Genomic DNA, 15,313 nt, shown 5'->3' on the forward strand with positions numbered 1-15,313 from the left:
AACCGCTAGACCTGTGATAGGGCTGGTGCAGCCATGAGCCTGCTTAAAAATGTCGGAACCATTGGCGGGCTAACCCTCGCCAGCCGGGTCGCTGGGATGGCGCGCGAGATGATTTTCTCGCGTGTCCTCGGCGCCAATGACATCACCGATGCCTGGTTTCAGGCCTTCATCATTCCGAATGTGTTCCGCTGCGGCTGTTTGCCGAGGGAGCCTTCTCGGCCGCCTTTGTGCCGATGTTTTCCAAGCGACTGCACGGCGAAGGCGGCATGGAAGAAGCGCGCTCGTTTAGCGCCGATGTGCTGAGTGTATTCCTGCCCGTGCTGATTGCGCTGGTGGCGATATTTGAGCTCGCCATGCCGGGCGTGATCTGGTTGCTCGCGGAAAAGCCGGTTGACGAGACCACCTTCCCGATAGCGGTCGATTTCGCTCGGATCATGTTCCCCTATATCGTGCTGGTCAGCATGGTGACGCTCTTCACCGGCATGCTCAATTCGGTCTCACGCTTTGCGCCGGGGGCCAGCTTTCCGATCATTTTGAACCTGGTGCTGATCGCCGCTTTGTTGATCGGCGAGCGCTGGATGGCGACCGGGGCCAGCCTTGAGCAGGTGGCTTACGGGATCGCCTGGGCAGTCACAGGGGCGGGCGTGATGCAGCTTGCCTGGCTCTATTACTGGGTCAGGGTTGAGGGCTTCGAGGTGAAAATGCGCCTGCCGCGTCTCACACCAGAGGTGAAACGGCTCGGGATCATCGCCCTGCCCGCAGCGATTGGCGGCGGCGCGTATCAGATCAACACTTTGGTCCAGCTCTATTTCCTCAATCAGCTGGAAAGCGGCGCGGTCAGCTATATGAATTATGCCGACCGGCTCAATCAATTGCCGCTCGGGATCATTGGCATCGCTCTGTCGACCGCGATCCTGCCGACCCTGTCCAAATTCGTTGGCAGCGACAATCATGAGGGCGCATCGCAAATCCAGTCTGACGCGATCGAACTTGCGATGCTGCTAACCCTACCCGCAACGGTCGCGCTCGCCATTTGCGGTGTCCCGTTTGTGACAATGATTTTCGAAGGCGGTCGTTTCGCGATTGAAGACGCCAATCAAACAGGAGCTGTCCTCACAGCGCTGGTGATGGGCCTGCCTGCCTATGTGCTGATCAAAGTGCTGGTCCCGAACTTTTACGCCCGCGCCGATACAAAGACGCCGGTCTACACCGCCTTTGTCGCGCTCTTCGTGTTCATCACTTACAACATCCTGTTTTTGGAAACCTACGGCGTTGTCGGCGTCGCCTTGGCCAGCGCGACCGGCGCGTGGATCAATGTCACCATCCTTTATGTGATCCTCGCCATCCGCGGGCATTACCGCGCCAATTGGCAGCTGGTCGGGCGGATCGCGCGGCAACTCATCGCAGCCGCGGCAATGGGCGCAGCGCTCTATTTTGCCAGCGATATGCTGAGCGACTACTACTCCGCCGGTATCTTTGCGCGCCTGTTTGCACTCGCGGTGCTGGTCGGCGCGGCGGCAATCGTCTATTTCACCCTGGCATTCGCTCTGGGCGCGCTTGACCGCGAACGGATCGCTAAGCTCACCCGCAAATCAACCTAAACTGAAAGAGCCTATTTCCATGCAAGTCGTCTCCGGCATTCAGCCCACCGGCAACCTTCACCTCGGCAATTACCTGGGGGCGATCCGCAATTGGGTGAGGATGCAGGACGACATTGGTGAGAATGGCGAATGCCTGTTCTTTCTGGCCGATCTGCACGCAATTTCGCTGCCGCATGATCCGGACCAGCTTAAGCAATCGACGCTGGAGATGACGGCGGCTTTGGTCGCTTGCGGGGTCGATCCATCACGCTCGGTTCTGTTTAACCAAGCGCAGGTTCCCGCCCATACAGAGATGCAATGGCTGCTAAACGGAACGGCGCGGATGGGCTGGCTGAACCGCATGACCCAGTGGAAGGATAAGTCGGGCAAGAACCGTGAAGGGCAATCGATTGCCCTGTTCACCTATCCTGTCCTGCAGGCCGCGGACGTCTTGCTGTATCAAGCGACCCATGTGCCAGTTGGCGATGATCAGAAGCAGCATCTGGAGCTCGCGCGCGACATTGCGCAGAAATTCAACACCGATTTCGCCTCTGAAGACGCGCCAGTTTTCACCCTGCCCGATCCCTATATTCCGCCAGAAGCCGCGCGGATCATGTCGCTGCGCGATGGTACGGCCAAGATGAGCAAGTCTGATCCATCGGACCTCAGCCGCATCAATCTGACCGATGATGCCGACACCATTATGAAGAAGGTGAAGAAGGCGAAGACCGATCCAGAGCCGCTGCCTAGCGAGCTTGAGGGGCTCGAAGACCGCGCAGAGGCGCTGAACCTGGTGAGTATCTTTGCCTCGCTGGCAGGCGTCAGCAAAGAGCAAGTGCTGGTCGACTATGGCGGGCAAGGGTTCGGCGCGTTCAAGCCAGCCCTCGGTGAGCTGCTGACTGAGAGCTTTGCGCCGGTGACCGCACGTTTCCGAGAGCTGATGCAGGACCGCGAGGCTCTGGATGCGATCCTGGCCAAAGGCGCAGCGAAAGCGCGTGAGCGCAGCGCACCGACACTCAAAGCAGCTTACGAAGCGCTCGGCCTGGTGCGCGGATAAGGGCATCTACAGAGGCGGCAAATCGCATTCTGCACGCTGCGAGCCGCGCGATTCAGTCATCGCGCGTTCAAAATGCATTCAGGCCACGTCTTTACACTTAGGCCTGCTGATGACAGCTTGCCGACTCAACGATGGGATTCGCACCGGACTTTATGGCGCGAGTGAAGGGAAATGGCGGCGGCAAACCATGAGCCTTTGAAAGCCATGTGAGTGATAAGAGGTAATGCCATGACCAATTCCGATACTTCCTCGGCAAAAACGCCGGGTCGCACGCTGATGAAACGTTTGGGACGCGCCAGCGTGCCAATTCTGCTGCTCAGCCTCGCAGCCTGCGCCACGCCGTTTAAGGCCGATGTCTCGCGCTTCCAGAGCGCGCTTCCGGCGCCCACTGGCCAGACTTTTGCCGTTGTCGCGGATGATCCCAAGCTCGCAGGCGGCCTCGAATTCGCGCAATATGCCGATTTCGTCGAAGCCGAAATGGAGCGGCTAGGCTATTCGCAAGCCGAGCCTGAAGCCGCCAATCTGCTGGTGCGTTTCGACTACGGCATCGATAATGGCCGCGAGAAAATTCGCACCACGGGCGCTGGCTTTGCCGGCGATCCCTATTTCAGCCCATGGTACGGCCGATTTGGCTGAGCGCGGGTTTTACCGCGGCCGCGGCTTCCATCGCAGCCGGTTTGGCGGTGCGTGGGGTTTCGGCTTCTATGACCCATGGTTTGGCGGCCCGGAGGTGCGCAGCATCACGGTGTACACCAGCGGCATCGATATGAAGATCGACAGCACAGCGACCGGCGAACGCCTGTTTGAAGGCAAGGCGCAGGCTGTCTCCAGCTCGAACCGATTGCAATATCTGGTGCCGAACCTGGTGGATGCGATGTTCACAGACTTCCCCGGAAATTCGGGCGAGACTTTGCGCATCACCATCAAGCCAGAGAGCAAAAAGGTCCGCCGCACCGACTAATCGGGCGGCTGATCAACCCTTTTCCCTTGGACGGGATTTGAAGAGGCGGTGCTGGAAACGGCGCCGCCTTTTTGCGTTTGGAGTGTGCTAGCTAGAGCTTCTCGTGGCCGCCGGTCGAGCCAAAGCCGCCTGCGCCACGTTCCGTCGCATCGAGCTCTTCGACCTCTACCCAGGCGCCTTGTGTAACCGGGGCCAGCACCAGCTGAGCCACCCGGTCACCGCGTGCGATGGGAAAGGGCTCGCTGCCGTGATTGATCATGATGACCTTTAGCTCGCCGCGATAATCGGAATCGATTGTGCCAGGCGTATTGGGAACAGTGATCCCATGCTTCAGCGCGAGGCCAGAGCGCGGGCGCACCTGAATTTCAAACCCTTTGGGAATGGCCACCGCAAGACCGGTCGCAACGGCATGGCGCGCGCCCGGATCAATCGTCACATCTTCTGCTGCGACAATGTCCATGCCCGCTGCGCCGTCTGTGGCGTATGCTGGCAGGGGTAGGCCCTCACCGTGGGGCAGGCGTTTGAGCTCTACCGATACGTGCGAAGTCACTCGGCAGCCTCTGCGGTCAAAGTCTCTGCGATGCGCTCAACCAAAGCCAAGGCGACCGCGCGCTTTGGCATTTTGTCGAGGCTCTCCACCCCTTCGCTTGAGACGATATGAACGGTGTTTTCATTGCCGCCCATCACATCGCCGGAGACATCGTTTGCCACGATCCAGTCAGCGGCCTTGCGCTTACGCTTCTTCTTAGCGTTTTCGAGCACGTTCTCCGTCTCAGCAGCAAAGCCAACCACCAGTTCTGGGCGGTTGGCGCCTGCGGCAAGATTGGTGAGAATGTCTGGGTTTTCAGTCAGCATCAGAACCGGCGGAGCCGACCCGCGCTTCTTCATCTTCTCAGAGGTGTATTCCTTCGGCTTCCAATCAGCCACAGCAGCCACCATCACGGCGGCATCCGCCGGAAGAGCCGCTTTCACCCGCTCAGACATTTGCGCAGCGCTCTCTACGTCAATCCGGTCAACACCGGCGGGCGTTTGCAATGCGACAGGGCCAGCCACCAGAGTAACCTTCGCGCCCAGCGCCGCAGCCGCCGCCGCAATGGCAAAGCCTTGCTTACCGCTTGAACGATTGGCGATGTAGCGCACAGGATCGAGCGATTCCCACGTCGGTCCGGCGGTCACCAGCACATGGCGACCCTCCAGCGGGCGGTAGTTCGGATCGATATCAAAACCGCTGCCGCCCAGCGCATCATCCAGCGCGGCCTGAACGCCGTCCTCCAATGATGCCATTTGTCCGGTCAGCTCAGGCGCAGCTTTGCGCTTGTCGACTTCGTGGTTGATCGCGCTTGGATCCATCGGCGGCGCAGCGCCAGCTCCGCCCTTCTTGGCGAGCAGAGGCCCGCCAAAGTCCGGATTGAACTCAGGCGTTTCTTCGATCTCACCTTCATCGGCCAGCTCTGCGGCTTCCGCATCATCGAGATCAGCCGCTTCGACATATTCGGTCTCGATCTCTTCATGCGTGCGTTTCGCGGTCGAGCGCGGAATGATCATCGACAGCAACCCGCCAAGACCGCCGCTTTTGCTTTCAGGCTCTTCTTCGTATTCTGGCTCCGGCTCAATCGCCTCAACCTCATACTCCTCATCCGGCCCATCATTGGCGGGCACAGCGACAGGAGTTGCCGCAGGCGCGGCGGGCTCTTCAACTTCGATATCGAAGTAAGAGGCAATTTCGCGCCAGATCGCGTCCGGTTCTGGCAGGCGGCCATAGCCGAACTCGCCGCAAGCCATTGGCCCTTCATCGGGATCGAGCACATTGACGCCAGCCTGGCGCAGCCATTCGATATTGCGCTGGGTCGCCTCATGCTCCCACATGCGCACATTCATCGCTGGCACAGCCATCACTGGCTTGTCGGTGGCAAGGATCAAAGTGGTAGCCAGATCATCGGCAATGCCAGAGGACATTTTGGCCAAAAGATCAGCCGTCGCCGGGCACACGACCACAAGGTCGGCCTCGCGGCTCAACTCGATATGACCCATCTCGACCTCGTTCTTGAGATCCCAGAGATTGGTGTAAACTTGATTTTCGCTGAGCGCCGCGAGCGACATGGGCGTGACGAATTGCTGACCGCCTTTGGTCACAACGCAAGTGACATCGCCGCCGCCTTTGCGGATCAGGCGAACCAGCTCGCAAGCCTTGTAAGCGGCAATTCCGCCGCCCACGACCAACAGGATTTTCGGCCGTGTTTCGGTCATTTTTGCGTCCTCACACATAGACTTACACTTGGGCCGGGCAAGCAAACAAACACTCGCTTCACTCCCTCACATCACGTTAACGCTGTCATAGAACCTAGACGTACAGCGTCCTTGGGCCAAGCCCAAGCGCGTTCCTTGGGATACAATGGTTAATTAAGCTTGATCAATGGGGCGTTAAATCGAGTAAAATCAGCGAGAATTCAACCGATCAAACCCAGCGCCACCGCGCCGAACATCGCGCCTGCCCCAGCGGCGCCTGCGACGAGGTACCCAAGCACACTGCCTCCCTCGCGCGGTTTGCGGTCGGTCATCAATGGCACATCGGGCAGCGGAGGCTGCTCAGGCGCGCCGCCTTTCGCTGGGAAGCGGTCTTCTATCCGGCGGATCAGATCGGGCAGGCGCAGGAAGGTTTGCGTGTCTTCCTTGATCCGCTCTGCAACCGCAGCCTCTGGCCCCAATTCGTCGCGGATCCAACCGCGCACATAGGGCGCCGATGTATCCCACATATTGATCTGAGGGTTGAGCTGGGTCGCGATGCCCTCAACCATCACCATGGTCTTTTGCAGCAGCAGCAGATGCGGCTGCGTTTGCATGTCGAAATCGCGCGTGATCGCAAACAGCCCGTCGAGCATTTGTCCCACGCTCAGCTCGCTCACAGGCTTGCCGCGCATCGGCTCACCCACAGCGCGCAGTGCGGTCGCAAACTCGCCAACCGAGTGATAGCTCGGCACATATTGCGCCTCGAAATGAATCTCGGCCACGCGCTTATAATTGCCTGTTGTCAGGCCATAGAGGATCTCTGCGAGCCATTGCCGCGCGCGCCGATCAATCCGGCCCATGATGCCAAAATCAATCGCGACAATCGTGCCGTCTTCCTCAACGAACAGATTGCCCTGGTGCATATCAGCATGGAAGAAACCTGCGCTGATCGCCTGCGTCAGGAAGGATATCACCAAGCGTTCGGCAATATGCGGCAGATCTTGGCCCTGCGCTTTCAGCTCTTCAATCCGGCTGATCTTCACCGCATTGATCCACTCCACCGTCAGAACGCGGCCATTGGTGCGGTCCCAATCGATCTCCGGAATGCGGTATCCCTCGATCCCGGCCATGCCCTCAGCCAGCTCAGATGCAGAGGCCGCCTCGCGCCTAAGATCAAGCTCGCTATTGGTCCAACGTTTGAAATTGGCAATCGTCAGGCGCGGACGCAGCCGCTCCGCCTCTCCGCCAAATGCCTCAAGGTGCGCTGCTGCCCATTCATAGGTCTGAATATCGCGCGCAAACTTTTCGCGAATGCCGGGCCGCAGGACTTTGATGGCCACCTCGCGGCCATCTATGGTCACGCCCTTGTGAACCTGAGCGATAGACGCTGCGCCCACAGGATTGGGGTCTATCTCTTTAAACAAAGTGTCGAGCGGCACGCCAAAGCTTGCCGCGATCGAAGCTTCGATTTCGGAAAATGGCACAGGCGGCAGATTGTCCTGCAGGCTGAGCAGATTGTTCGCCGCTTCCTCGCCGACAATATCGGGCCGGGTGGCCAAAGATTGCCCGAGCTTGATCGCCGCTGGGCCAATCGCGCGAAAGGCTCCTGCATAGTCGGGCGTACCAGATTTACCTGTGAAGGATATCCAGCGCGCCAGCTTAACCAAGCGCCGCACCGGCGGCGGGGCATTGGGATCATTCTCGATACCGACGAGCGCGCGGCGGCGAGCGAGTGTGATGCCCCACTTCAGCAGGCGAAACAGATGCGTGGCGGGCTGCGTCACCCTAGATCTTCCACCCCGAGTGAATGGCCACTGCGCCGCCTAGGATCGGCTCCACCTTGGTGTTGGCAAAGCCCGCGTCGCGGATCATCTGCTCAAACTCCGGCATTTTCGGGAAACGGCGGATGGATTCGGCGAGATAGCGATAGCTCTCTTCATCTTGAGCGATGATCTTACCCATCTTCGGCATGACCTTATGCGAGTAGACGTCATAGACCTCTTTGAAGCCCGGCCATTCCGTGGTCGAAAACTCCATGCAGAAGAAACGCCCGCCAGGCCTAAGGACGCGGTTTGCCTCACGCAGAGCCTTTGGAATATCGGTCACATTGCGAATACCAAATACGATTGTGTAAGCATCAAAACTGCTGGAGGCGAAGTTCAGTTCCTCAGCATTTTGGCAAGACCAGACCAGCGAGCCCTCATCATCCTTCAGGCCGCGATCCATCGCCCGCTCAACGCCAACATCGAGCATATCCTGATTGATGTCGCACACGGTGATTGCTGCGCCGCTGGGCGCCATGCGAAAGGCAATGTCGCCCGTGCCGCCTGCCATATCGAGGATCGTCTCGCCCGCCTGCGGCTTCACCCGCCTGACAAAGCGGTCCTTCCACAAACGGTGCATGCCGCCCGACATTGCATCGTTCATGATGTCGTACTTGCTCGCGACATTGGAGAATACGTCGCCGACGCGGCGGGTCTTTTCCTCTGGGGCCACTTCTTCGTAGCCGAAGGATACTGTCTTTTCGCTCATAGGGCAGAGCCTTAGGGAAGTTTGTGCAGCGCGCAAAGCTTGTTAGAGCGCTATTTTTGTGGGGCCGGGCCGCCCGCGCCCTCCACCCTTCCACCCGGACAGTTTCCCGGTAGGCTCCGGGTGGAAGGGTGGAGGGCGCGGGTGGCCCGGTATTCGTCCAAAGGCGCAGAAATCAAATGCCTGAATTACCAGAAGTTGAAACCACCGTTCGCGGGCTAGAGCGCTTTATGCTGGGCGAGCGCATTGCGCGCGTCCAATTGAACCGCCCCAACCTGCGCCGTCCCTTCCCGCCAGACTTGGTGCAAGTCATGACCGGAGCGGTCATCACTGGCCTCTCGCGGCGCGCGAAATATGGTCTCATTGATATCGATCGCGGCCACTCGATGGTCTTCCATCTGGGCATGAGCGGGCGCTGGCGAATCGATCCTGAGGAGCCGGACAAGCACGATCACCTGATCATCGAGACAGACGACCATCAATTTGCCCTATGCGATCCGCGCCGGTTTGGCTCGGTTGATCTGCTGCCAAGCGATGCGCTGGACCAGTGGCCGCAATTTGCGAGCCTTGGTCCGGAGCCACTGGGCGATGGATTAAGTGTGGAGCACCTGAAGACGGCGCTGAAAGGCAAGACCCAGTCGATCAAACTGTGCCTGCTCGACCAGAGGATTATCGCCGGGCTTGGCAATATCTATGTGTGCGAGGCACTGTGGCGCTCTGGCATTCATCCGCGCAAGCAAGGCGGCAAAGTGACAAAGCCGCAACTGGCTCGGCTGGTTCCGGCCATTCGCGAGGTGCTGGAGACCTCAATCCGCGATGGCGGCTCCACCTTGCGGGACTATGCGCAGCCCGACGGCGAGCTGGGCTATTTTGCCACGCGCTTTAGTGTCTATGACCGCACGGGCGAGGCCTGCCACCACGATGATGGCGGGACGATTAAGCGTATCGCGCAAGGCGGGCGCAGCACGTGGTTTTGCCCTAAGTGCCAAAAGTGAGCGCGCTGGATTGATGCGGCCTCAGGCAGGATCGCACCAAAATCATTGACGATTCGCAAGGCTAGCCCTATGTGCCGCGTTTTCCGGCGAACGGGTGAATTCCTGAGCGCCGATTCTTCGAGCAACCGATATTAGAGATCAGGCCATCCTTGGTGGCCCGCACAAACCGCGAGACAGACACAGATATGGCCAATACGCCGCAAGCCCGCAAACGCATCCGCCGCAACAATCGTCGTGCGGAAATCAACACCGCCCGCATGAGCCGCATTCGCGGCTTCGTGAAGAAGGTAGAGGCCGCTTGCGAAGCTGGCGACAAGCCTGCTGCTGCTGAAGCGCTGAAAGCTGCTCAGCCTGAAATGGCTCGCGGCGTTGCTCGCGGTGTCATGCACAAAAACACAGTCGCGCGGAAAATGTCGCGTCTCTCAAAACGAGTCGCTGCGCTCTGATTCGCAACCACTCACATCCGTATTATTGCGGATAAATATACATAAGGGTCGGGCCGTAGTGGCGCGGCCCTTTTTGTTTGTGCGGAACATGACAGAGCTGACACACTAAGAGCTCAGGATTCCCCGCGATTCGCGGGGTCATAAACCAAAAATTAAAGGTAATTCAGCGCGTTGAACGGAGGCCTGCGGGTCACAGCCGAGTCAACACAAATATTTCTGTTTTTTTACATTATGCACCCTTGCCTGAAGGTGAAATCCATAGGTACATCATGCCTGACTCGGGGCGGGACAGCCTGGGTTTTTAAAGTTTGAATGAAGAGGGGAAACCCGGATCTTTCGATTCCGGGTCATGGGAAGGCTTTGCCTGTCATGAAGTTGGGGAAACGCTCCAGATCAGCGGCTCTGGAGTTGGCACAGGATTACGTAAGATGGTTCATAAAATAGATAAGGCGCGGTCTACGCGTCGGAAAGCAGATGACGACTTGATGGAAGATTCCGAAGCTGTGAACCTCGCTGCCGATTGGTCAGATATCAGCCAAGGACTTCGCAAGGATCTGGGCCATCAATTGCACAGCCAATGGATCAAACCGATCCAGGTTGGCGGCATTGATAAAGAGACCGGCACGCTCGATCTGTTTTTGCCAACCGAGTTTTCGGCCAATTGGGTGCAAGACCGGTTTCACGACCGTTTGCAGCTCGCCTGGAAGATTGCGCGCAGCGAAGTTCGCAATGTTCGCGTGCAAGTTCACCCAGGACGCCGCCAATTGCCAGAGCTGCGGCTCGACAATGGCCGCCGCCCCGCCAATGATGCGGATGCCAGCGCAATTGCGATGGCTGCCGGTACGATCGGCGATGCAGGCTTCACCAGCTCTGTGGGGCTCGACCCATCGCTGACCTTTGCTGCCTTCGTCACAGGCGAGGCCAATGTGCTCGCGTGCAACGCTGCGCAGCGTATGGCCGCAACCGAACAGCCGCAATTCTCACCGCTTTATCTGAAGGCTGCGACCGGCCAGGGTAAAACGCACCTGCTGCACGCAATTGGGCATGCATTCTTGCAAGCCCACCCGCGCGCCCGGATTTTCTACTGCTCAGCTGAGCGCTTTATGGTCGAATTCGTCCAAGCGCTCAAAGCGAACCAGATGATCGAGTTTAAGGCGCGGCTGCGCAGCTTTGATCTGCTGCTGGTTGACGATATTCAATTCATCATCGGCAAGGCGAGCGCTCAAGAAGAGCTGCTTTATACGATCGATGCCTTGCTAGCTGAAGGCAAACGTCTGGTGTTCGCTGCTGACCGCGCACCTCAGGCGCTCGACGGGGTCGAACCGCGTCTCCTCAGCCGTCTGTCGATGGGTCTGGTTGCCGACATCCAAGCGGCCGACATTGAACTGCGGCGCAAGATCCTGGAATCGAAGCTTACGCGTTTTGCGCCGCTCAATGTGCCGGATGATGTGATCGATTTCCTCGCTCGCACCATCACGCGCAATATCCGCGAACTCGTGGGCGGCCTTAACAAGCTGATCGCTTATGCGCAGCTGACCGGCCAAGAGGTTTCATTGCAGCTCGCCGAAGAACAGCTGACCGATATCCTGTCGGCCAATCGCCGCCGGATCACGATTGATGAGATTCAGCGCACGGTCTGCCAATTCTACCGAATTGACCGCAGCGAAATGTCTTCCAAGCGCCGCGCCCGCGCCGTTGTTCGGCCGCGCCAAGTGGCGATGTATCTTGCGAAGGTTCTGACACCGCGCAGCTACCCAGAGATCGGACGCAAATTTGGCGGCCGCGATCACTCGACAGTTATCCACGCTGTGCGGCTGATCGAAGATCTGCGCACCCGCGACGCGGATATGGATGGCGATGTTCGCAGCCTTCTGCGCCAGCTGGAGAGCTGACGATCTAGGGACGCCGTAGCCACCCGCTCCCACAAAAAGCCAACAACCTGTCGACAGGGTCATCAACAGCCCTGCCCACAGGCTGTCGACAGCTTGTGAACATGATGCCAACAGGCTGTGCATGACTGTTTCCAGCGCCTTATCCCCTGCCCGCCTCGATCGCTTTGCGCGCCATATCGTGCTGCCAGAGATTGGCGGGGCGGGTCAGGTCGCGCTGGCTGGCAAGCATATTGCGATGATCGGGCTCGGCGGGATTGGATCGCCCGCGCTGCAATATCTCGCGGCCAGCGGCATTGGTCGCTTCTCACTGGTTGATGATGATGTGGTCGATGCCAGCAATCTCCAGCGCCAGACCATTTTTTCATCCCGCGATGTTGGGCATGGCAAAGCGGTCTCAGCCCGCCGGTGGCTGGCAAATTTTGATGACGAGATCGACGCTGAGATTTCCGACAAGCGCATTGATCCACGCAACGCCCACGGCCTTATCGCCAGCGCTGATCTGGTGCTCGATGGCACAGACAATTTCGCCACCCGTTTGGCGGTATCAGATGCCTGCGTCACAGCCGGTGTGCCGCTGCTCAGCGCCGCGGTTGGCCGCTTTCAGGGCCAAGTTGGCGCCTTTGCGGGCCACAATCCTGACCATGCCTGCTATCGCTGCTTCGTCGGCGATGCCTTTGACGCTGAGGACTGCGACACATGCGCAGAGGACGGCATGCTGGGCGCGATGGCAGGCTGGGCGGGCAGCTTTGCGGCCATGCAGGCGGTTCGCGTCTTGCTCAGCGGTGTGAGCGCCTTTGGCGATCCGCAATGGGGCAAGATTCACATCCTCGACGGCATGAAGCCCGGCATGCGCACACTCAGCATCGCCAAAGACCCAGCATGCAAGGGCTGCGGGCCGTCAACCGCCTAAACCCCTGCAAAAGCCTGACCACCAAACGCCGACTTACGCCGCCATTTGCTCGGTTTCCTCATCAAAGCCTGCGCCATAGCTAAAGTGGGAGACGCATTGCTTCAGCTCCTGAGCGCGGCTTGATAGCTCCAAAGACGCCGCATTGCTTTCTTCCGCCATCGCCGCGTTTTGCTGCATCGCCTGATCCAGCAAGCTCATCGCGCGATTGATTTCGTCAATGCCGCCCAAGGTCGTGTCTGATTTCTCAGCGATCTGGTCGATCCTGGCGGTGATATCGCTGATCTGGGTGACAACGCCGCCAAGCAGAGCGACCATTTGTTGGACGCGCTCGACACCATCGGTGATCTCGCTGTTGGATTGCTCGATCAGCTCCTTAATCGCAGTCGCCGATTCGCCGGAGCGTTGAGCGAGTTCGCGCACCTCATTGGCAACCACAGCAAAGCCCTTGCCAGCATCGCCCGCACGCGCTGCCTCAACACCAGCGTTGAGAGCCAAGAGATTGGTTTGAAACGCAATAGAATCGATAAAGGCAACCATCTCGACGACTTTGGAGGACGAGCTTTCGATACGCCGCATTGCTTCTGCTGCGCCCTCGATCACCTCGCTGCCGCGGTCCGCCTCGCCTTTTGCGCCAAGTGCGGTTTCGCGGGTCTCGCTCCACATTTTTGAGCTTTCCTGAAAATCTTCGAGCAGCTCAGTTGTCGTGCGGGAAACCGCCTCAATGGAAGAGGATTGTTGTTCTGTCTGAGTCGCCAAATGATCGGAGGCCTCCTTCATTTCCCGCGATCCATCCGCCACTCGGTCGGCGGTGATGACGACGGTGCCGACAACCTGCTCCAGCTCTGAACAGGTTTTGTTGAGCATTTCGCGTGCAGGCTCATAATCCGCCGGAAACGGCTCCGTCAGCCGGTCCGACAAATTGCCAGAAGCGAGCGCTGCGAGACGGTGACTCATTCCGCCCAGAACTAGGTCTTGCTCCGCTGCGATTCGAGCGCGCTCGGCCTTGGCCTCCTGATCCTGTTCGTCCTGACGGTTTCTGGATTTTGTCAGCTTAGCCAAAGATCAATTCGATCCGGGTGCACAGGAGGATCAAGACGGCCGCCTCCACCACAACCACGAGCGCATGAAACAGCACCCGCATCAAGTCCGCACCGTCGGGGAAGACATAGATCGGAGCGACATAGTTGAGCAGCAAATGATGCACCGCCGTCACCAATGTTGCAGCGACGATCACCCGCCAGTCGGCCATGATCGCCAGCACCGCAAGGTAGGCGAAAAAGGTCATATGCATGTCCACAAGCCAACCGGAGTTCTTGGCCAGCGCGAGCAGCAACGCTGCAAAGAGCGGCAAAGTCGCGCCCAGCGCAATCCGGGAAACCGCGTCGGTCTTGCCTGTCCAAGCAAGATAGGCGGGCAAAACGCACAGACACGCGGCCAGCGCGGCGTAGATATAGTCGCCCGTTTTCGCGCCCCAAAAGGTGATCACGATAGCGCTCACAACGGCCAAAGCCGTGATCAATCGCGCGCCTTGCGCTCTGAGCTTATCAATCTCATTCATATTCATTATTCACCTCTTGAGGGGGATCGCTCCGGCAGATTGCGCCGTCCGCCGCGATTGGCAGAAGACCCATTCTCACGGCTCGCAAAACGCTGATATTGCTGGGAACAATGGCGATAAAAGCGCCGCCGCGCGCATCGAAGCTGAGCAGGCTTGTCTGTTCTTGCTCAAGCCATTGCAGGGCATCTGCTGATTGCCTTTCGCCGATCGGCACCAGCATCGCGGCCTCGCCAGCGCGCGGCCAAAAAACCGCGGCCAGCATTACAAACACCGCAAGCAGGGCTTGCGATGAGAGCGCCATGATGTGGCTGATAGAAATGCGGCCTTGTCGGGTCATAGTCAGGCGTATCTAATGCCTGAGTCCCTCCGAGCGCTTGCAAGCAAGCTCAGGGATTGCGCCTATACCCGCGGCGGACTTGCGCAACTTTTGTAAGTTGGAATGGCGCCAGCCTAGTCGCTGAGCACCTCATCCACCCACGCTGGCACCAGCACGCTGGCGGGGCCGTGGCGAGCGTCTGCAAAATGGTGCGTGCCCTCGCTTGGCTCCAAATTGAGCTCCACGGTTTGAACGCCCGCCGCCTTCGCCTCTTGGACGAAACCCGCCGCGGGATAGACCGCGCCGCTCGTCCCAATGCTAACGAACACATCAGCGCTCAGCAGCGCCGCATAGATGCGGTCCATCTGATACGGCATCTCGCCAAACCAGACGACGTCCGGGCGCAGGGCCGGTGCCTGGCACACGGGGCATGGCGGCCGGTCCGCCATCGGCGCATCCCACGGCGAGCGGATTTCACAAGAGCTGCACAGCGCGCTTTTCAATTCGCCGTGCATGTGCAGCACATCGCGCGAACCGCCGCGCTCGTGCAGATCATCGACATTCTGCGTCACTAGCAGCACTTCGCCAGTAAACTCTCGCTCAAGCCGGGCGAGCGCGCGGTGCGCATCATTCGGCTCCACCTTGGACAGTGCTTCGCGCCTCATATCGTAAAAGCCCAGCACCAGATCCGGATCGCGCGCAAAGCCCTCAGGCGTCGCCACGTCCTCGACCTTGTGCTGCTCCCACAGCCCGCCAGCAGAGCGAAATGTGTCAATCCCGCTCTCCGCGGAAATTCCTGCGCCTGTCAGGATGACGATGCGTTCAATGTCTGCCATGAGGCCA

The 15,313-nt window shown here is 59.0% G+C and carries 15 protein-coding genes and 1 pseudogene; 8 read left to right on the plus strand and 8 right to left on the minus strand.

Going from position 1 to position 15,313, the window contains the following annotated elements:
- Positions 1-33 precede the first annotated feature (33 nt).
- The 4 genes and pseudogenes from AC0V6U_RS11340 to AC0V6U_RS11355 all read left to right on the plus strand — a co-directional run bounded on the left by AC0V6U_RS11340 (position 34) and on the right by AC0V6U_RS11355 (position 3,598).
- Positions 34-303, plus strand: coding sequence for a hypothetical protein (locus AC0V6U_RS11340; RefSeq protein ID WP_472643276.1), 270 nt, complete (start codon positions 34-36; stop codon positions 301-303).
- Entirely contained in the window at positions 234-1,601 is a 1,368-nt protein-coding gene (gene murJ, locus AC0V6U_RS11345; RefSeq protein WP_472643277.1) for a murein biosynthesis integral membrane protein MurJ, read from the plus strand. Before AC0V6U_RS11340 ends, murJ begins: the two co-directional genes overlap by 70 nt.
- A 19-nt stretch (positions 1,602-1,620) precedes the next feature.
- Positions 1,621-2,637, plus strand: coding sequence for a tryptophan--tRNA ligase (trpS, locus tag AC0V6U_RS11350; RefSeq protein ID WP_472643278.1), 1,017 nt, complete (start codon positions 1,621-1,623; stop codon positions 2,635-2,637).
- A 276-nt stretch (positions 2,638-2,913) separates the two neighbouring features.
- Positions 2,914-3,598, plus strand: a pseudogene (locus tag AC0V6U_RS11355) (DUF4136 domain-containing protein).
- Between the two features lie 91 nt (positions 3,599-3,689).
- Here the strand turns inward: AC0V6U_RS11355 and dut are convergent.
- From dut to AC0V6U_RS11375, 4 genes are all read right to left on the minus strand, one after another.
- Entirely contained in the window at positions 3,690-4,148 is a 459-nt protein-coding gene (dut, locus tag AC0V6U_RS11360) for a dUTP diphosphatase (protein ID WP_472643279.1), read from the minus strand.
- Positions 4,145-5,845, minus strand: a complete 1,701-nt coding sequence (locus AC0V6U_RS11365) for a bifunctional phosphopantothenoylcysteine decarboxylase/phosphopantothenate synthase (protein ID WP_472643280.1) — start codon at positions 5,843-5,845, stop codon at positions 4,145-4,147. The genes dut and AC0V6U_RS11365 overlap by 4 nt, the downstream gene beginning before the upstream one ends.
- 200 nt (positions 5,846-6,045) lie before the next feature.
- Complete coding sequence (gene ubiB / locus AC0V6U_RS11370; protein ID WP_472643281.1) at positions 6,046-7,608, minus strand: 2-polyprenylphenol 6-hydroxylase; 1,563 nt, start codon at positions 7,606-7,608, stop codon at positions 6,046-6,048.
- Position 7,609: 1 nt separating this feature from the next.
- On the minus strand, positions 7,610-8,356 hold the full coding sequence (locus AC0V6U_RS11375; protein WP_472643282.1) for a class I SAM-dependent methyltransferase: 747 nt from the start codon (positions 8,354-8,356) through the stop codon (positions 7,610-7,612).
- Between the two features lie 176 nt (positions 8,357-8,532).
- Between AC0V6U_RS11375 and mutM the strand changes: the two genes are divergently transcribed.
- The 4 genes from mutM (at position 8,533) to AC0V6U_RS11395 (ending at position 12,596) form a co-directional block, all read left to right on the plus strand.
- Positions 8,533-9,348, plus strand: coding sequence for a bifunctional DNA-formamidopyrimidine glycosylase/DNA-(apurinic or apyrimidinic site) lyase (gene mutM / locus AC0V6U_RS11380; RefSeq protein ID WP_472643283.1), 816 nt, complete (start codon positions 8,533-8,535; stop codon positions 9,346-9,348).
- Positions 9,349-9,533: 185 nt separating this feature from the next.
- Positions 9,534-9,794 (plus strand): 30S ribosomal protein S20, encoded by a 261-nt coding sequence (gene rpsT / locus AC0V6U_RS11385; protein ID WP_472640822.1) that lies wholly within the window; start codon positions 9,534-9,536, stop codon positions 9,792-9,794.
- Between the two features lie 428 nt (positions 9,795-10,222).
- Positions 10,223-11,686 (plus strand): chromosomal replication initiator protein DnaA, encoded by a 1,464-nt coding sequence (dnaA, locus tag AC0V6U_RS11390; protein ID WP_472639793.1) that lies wholly within the window; start codon positions 10,223-10,225, stop codon positions 11,684-11,686.
- Between the two features lie 121 nt (positions 11,687-11,807).
- The gene (locus tag AC0V6U_RS11395; RefSeq protein WP_472643284.1) at positions 11,808-12,596 is read left to right on the plus strand and encodes a HesA/MoeB/ThiF family protein; all 789 of its coding nucleotides are present in this window, start codon (positions 11,808-11,810) and stop codon (positions 12,594-12,596) included.
- 33 nt (positions 12,597-12,629) lie between these two features.
- Here the strand turns inward: AC0V6U_RS11395 and AC0V6U_RS11400 are convergent, their stop codons facing one another.
- The 4 genes from AC0V6U_RS11400 to AC0V6U_RS11415 all read right to left on the minus strand — a co-directional run bounded on the left by AC0V6U_RS11400 (position 12,630) and on the right by AC0V6U_RS11415 (position 15,306).
- The gene (locus tag AC0V6U_RS11400; protein WP_472643285.1) at positions 12,630-13,655 is read right to left on the minus strand and encodes a methyl-accepting chemotaxis protein; all 1,026 of its coding nucleotides are present in this window, start codon (positions 13,653-13,655) and stop codon (positions 12,630-12,632) included.
- Positions 13,648-14,160 carry a hypothetical protein gene (locus tag AC0V6U_RS11405; protein WP_486169467.1) on the minus strand — a complete coding sequence of 171 codons (513 nt, stop codon included), beginning with the start codon at positions 14,158-14,160 and terminating at the stop codon, positions 13,648-13,650. The genes AC0V6U_RS11400 and AC0V6U_RS11405 overlap by 8 nt, the downstream gene beginning before the upstream one ends.
- A complete protein-coding gene (locus tag AC0V6U_RS11410) occupies positions 14,147-14,491 on the minus strand; it encodes a hypothetical protein (RefSeq protein WP_472643287.1) in 345 nt (114 codons plus the stop codon). Before AC0V6U_RS11410 ends, AC0V6U_RS11405 begins: the two co-directional genes overlap by 14 nt.
- Positions 14,492-14,604: 113 nt before the next feature.
- Positions 14,605-15,306 carry an NAD-dependent deacylase gene (locus tag AC0V6U_RS11415; RefSeq protein ID WP_472643288.1) on the minus strand — a complete coding sequence of 234 codons (702 nt, stop codon included), beginning with the start codon at positions 15,304-15,306 and terminating at the stop codon, positions 14,605-14,607.
- Between the last annotated feature and the right edge of the window lie 7 nt (positions 15,307-15,313).

The organism is Erythrobacter sp. W36 (assembly GCF_057364935.1).

What these genes read in the sequence shown, in the direction of transcription:
- AC0V6U_RS11340 (WP_472643276.1), top strand. Translation starts at nt 34, where the DNA reads ATGAGCCTGCTTAAAAATGTCGGAACCATTGGCGGGCTAACCCTCGCC.
- murJ (WP_472643277.1), top strand. Translation starts at nt 234, where the DNA reads ATGTTTTCCAAGCGACTGCACGGCGAAGGCGGCATGGAAGAAGCGCGC.
- trpS (WP_472643278.1), top strand. Translation starts at nt 1,621, where the DNA reads ATGCAAGTCGTCTCCGGCATTCAGCCCACCGGCAACCTTCACCTCGGC.
- AC0V6U_RS11365 (WP_472643280.1), bottom strand. Translation starts at nt 5,845, where the DNA reads ATGACCGAAACACGGCCGAAAATCCTGTTGGTCGTGGGCGGCGGAATT.
- AC0V6U_RS11375 (WP_472643282.1), bottom strand. Translation starts at nt 8,356, where the DNA reads ATGAGCGAAAAGACAGTATCCTTCGGCTACGAAGAAGTGGCCCCAGAG.
- mutM (WP_472643283.1), top strand. Translation starts at nt 8,533, where the DNA reads ATGCCTGAATTACCAGAAGTTGAAACCACCGTTCGCGGGCTAGAGCGC.
- rpsT (WP_472640822.1), top strand. Translation starts at nt 9,534, where the DNA reads ATGGCCAATACGCCGCAAGCCCGCAAACGCATCCGCCGCAACAATCGT.
- dnaA (WP_472639793.1), top strand. Translation starts at nt 10,223, where the DNA reads ATGGTTCATAAAATAGATAAGGCGCGGTCTACGCGTCGGAAAGCAGAT.
- AC0V6U_RS11395 (WP_472643284.1), top strand. Translation starts at nt 11,808, where the DNA reads ATGACTGTTTCCAGCGCCTTATCCCCTGCCCGCCTCGATCGCTTTGCG.
- AC0V6U_RS11405 (WP_486169467.1), bottom strand. Translation starts at nt 14,160, where the DNA reads ATGAATATGAATGAGATTGATAAGCTCAGAGCGCAAGGCGCGCGATTG.
- AC0V6U_RS11410 (WP_472643287.1), bottom strand. Translation starts at nt 14,491, where the DNA reads ATGACCCGACAAGGCCGCATTTCTATCAGCCACATCATGGCGCTCTCA.
- AC0V6U_RS11415 (WP_472643288.1), bottom strand. Translation starts at nt 15,306, where the DNA reads ATGGCAGACATTGAACGCATCGTCATCCTGACAGGCGCAGGAATTTCC.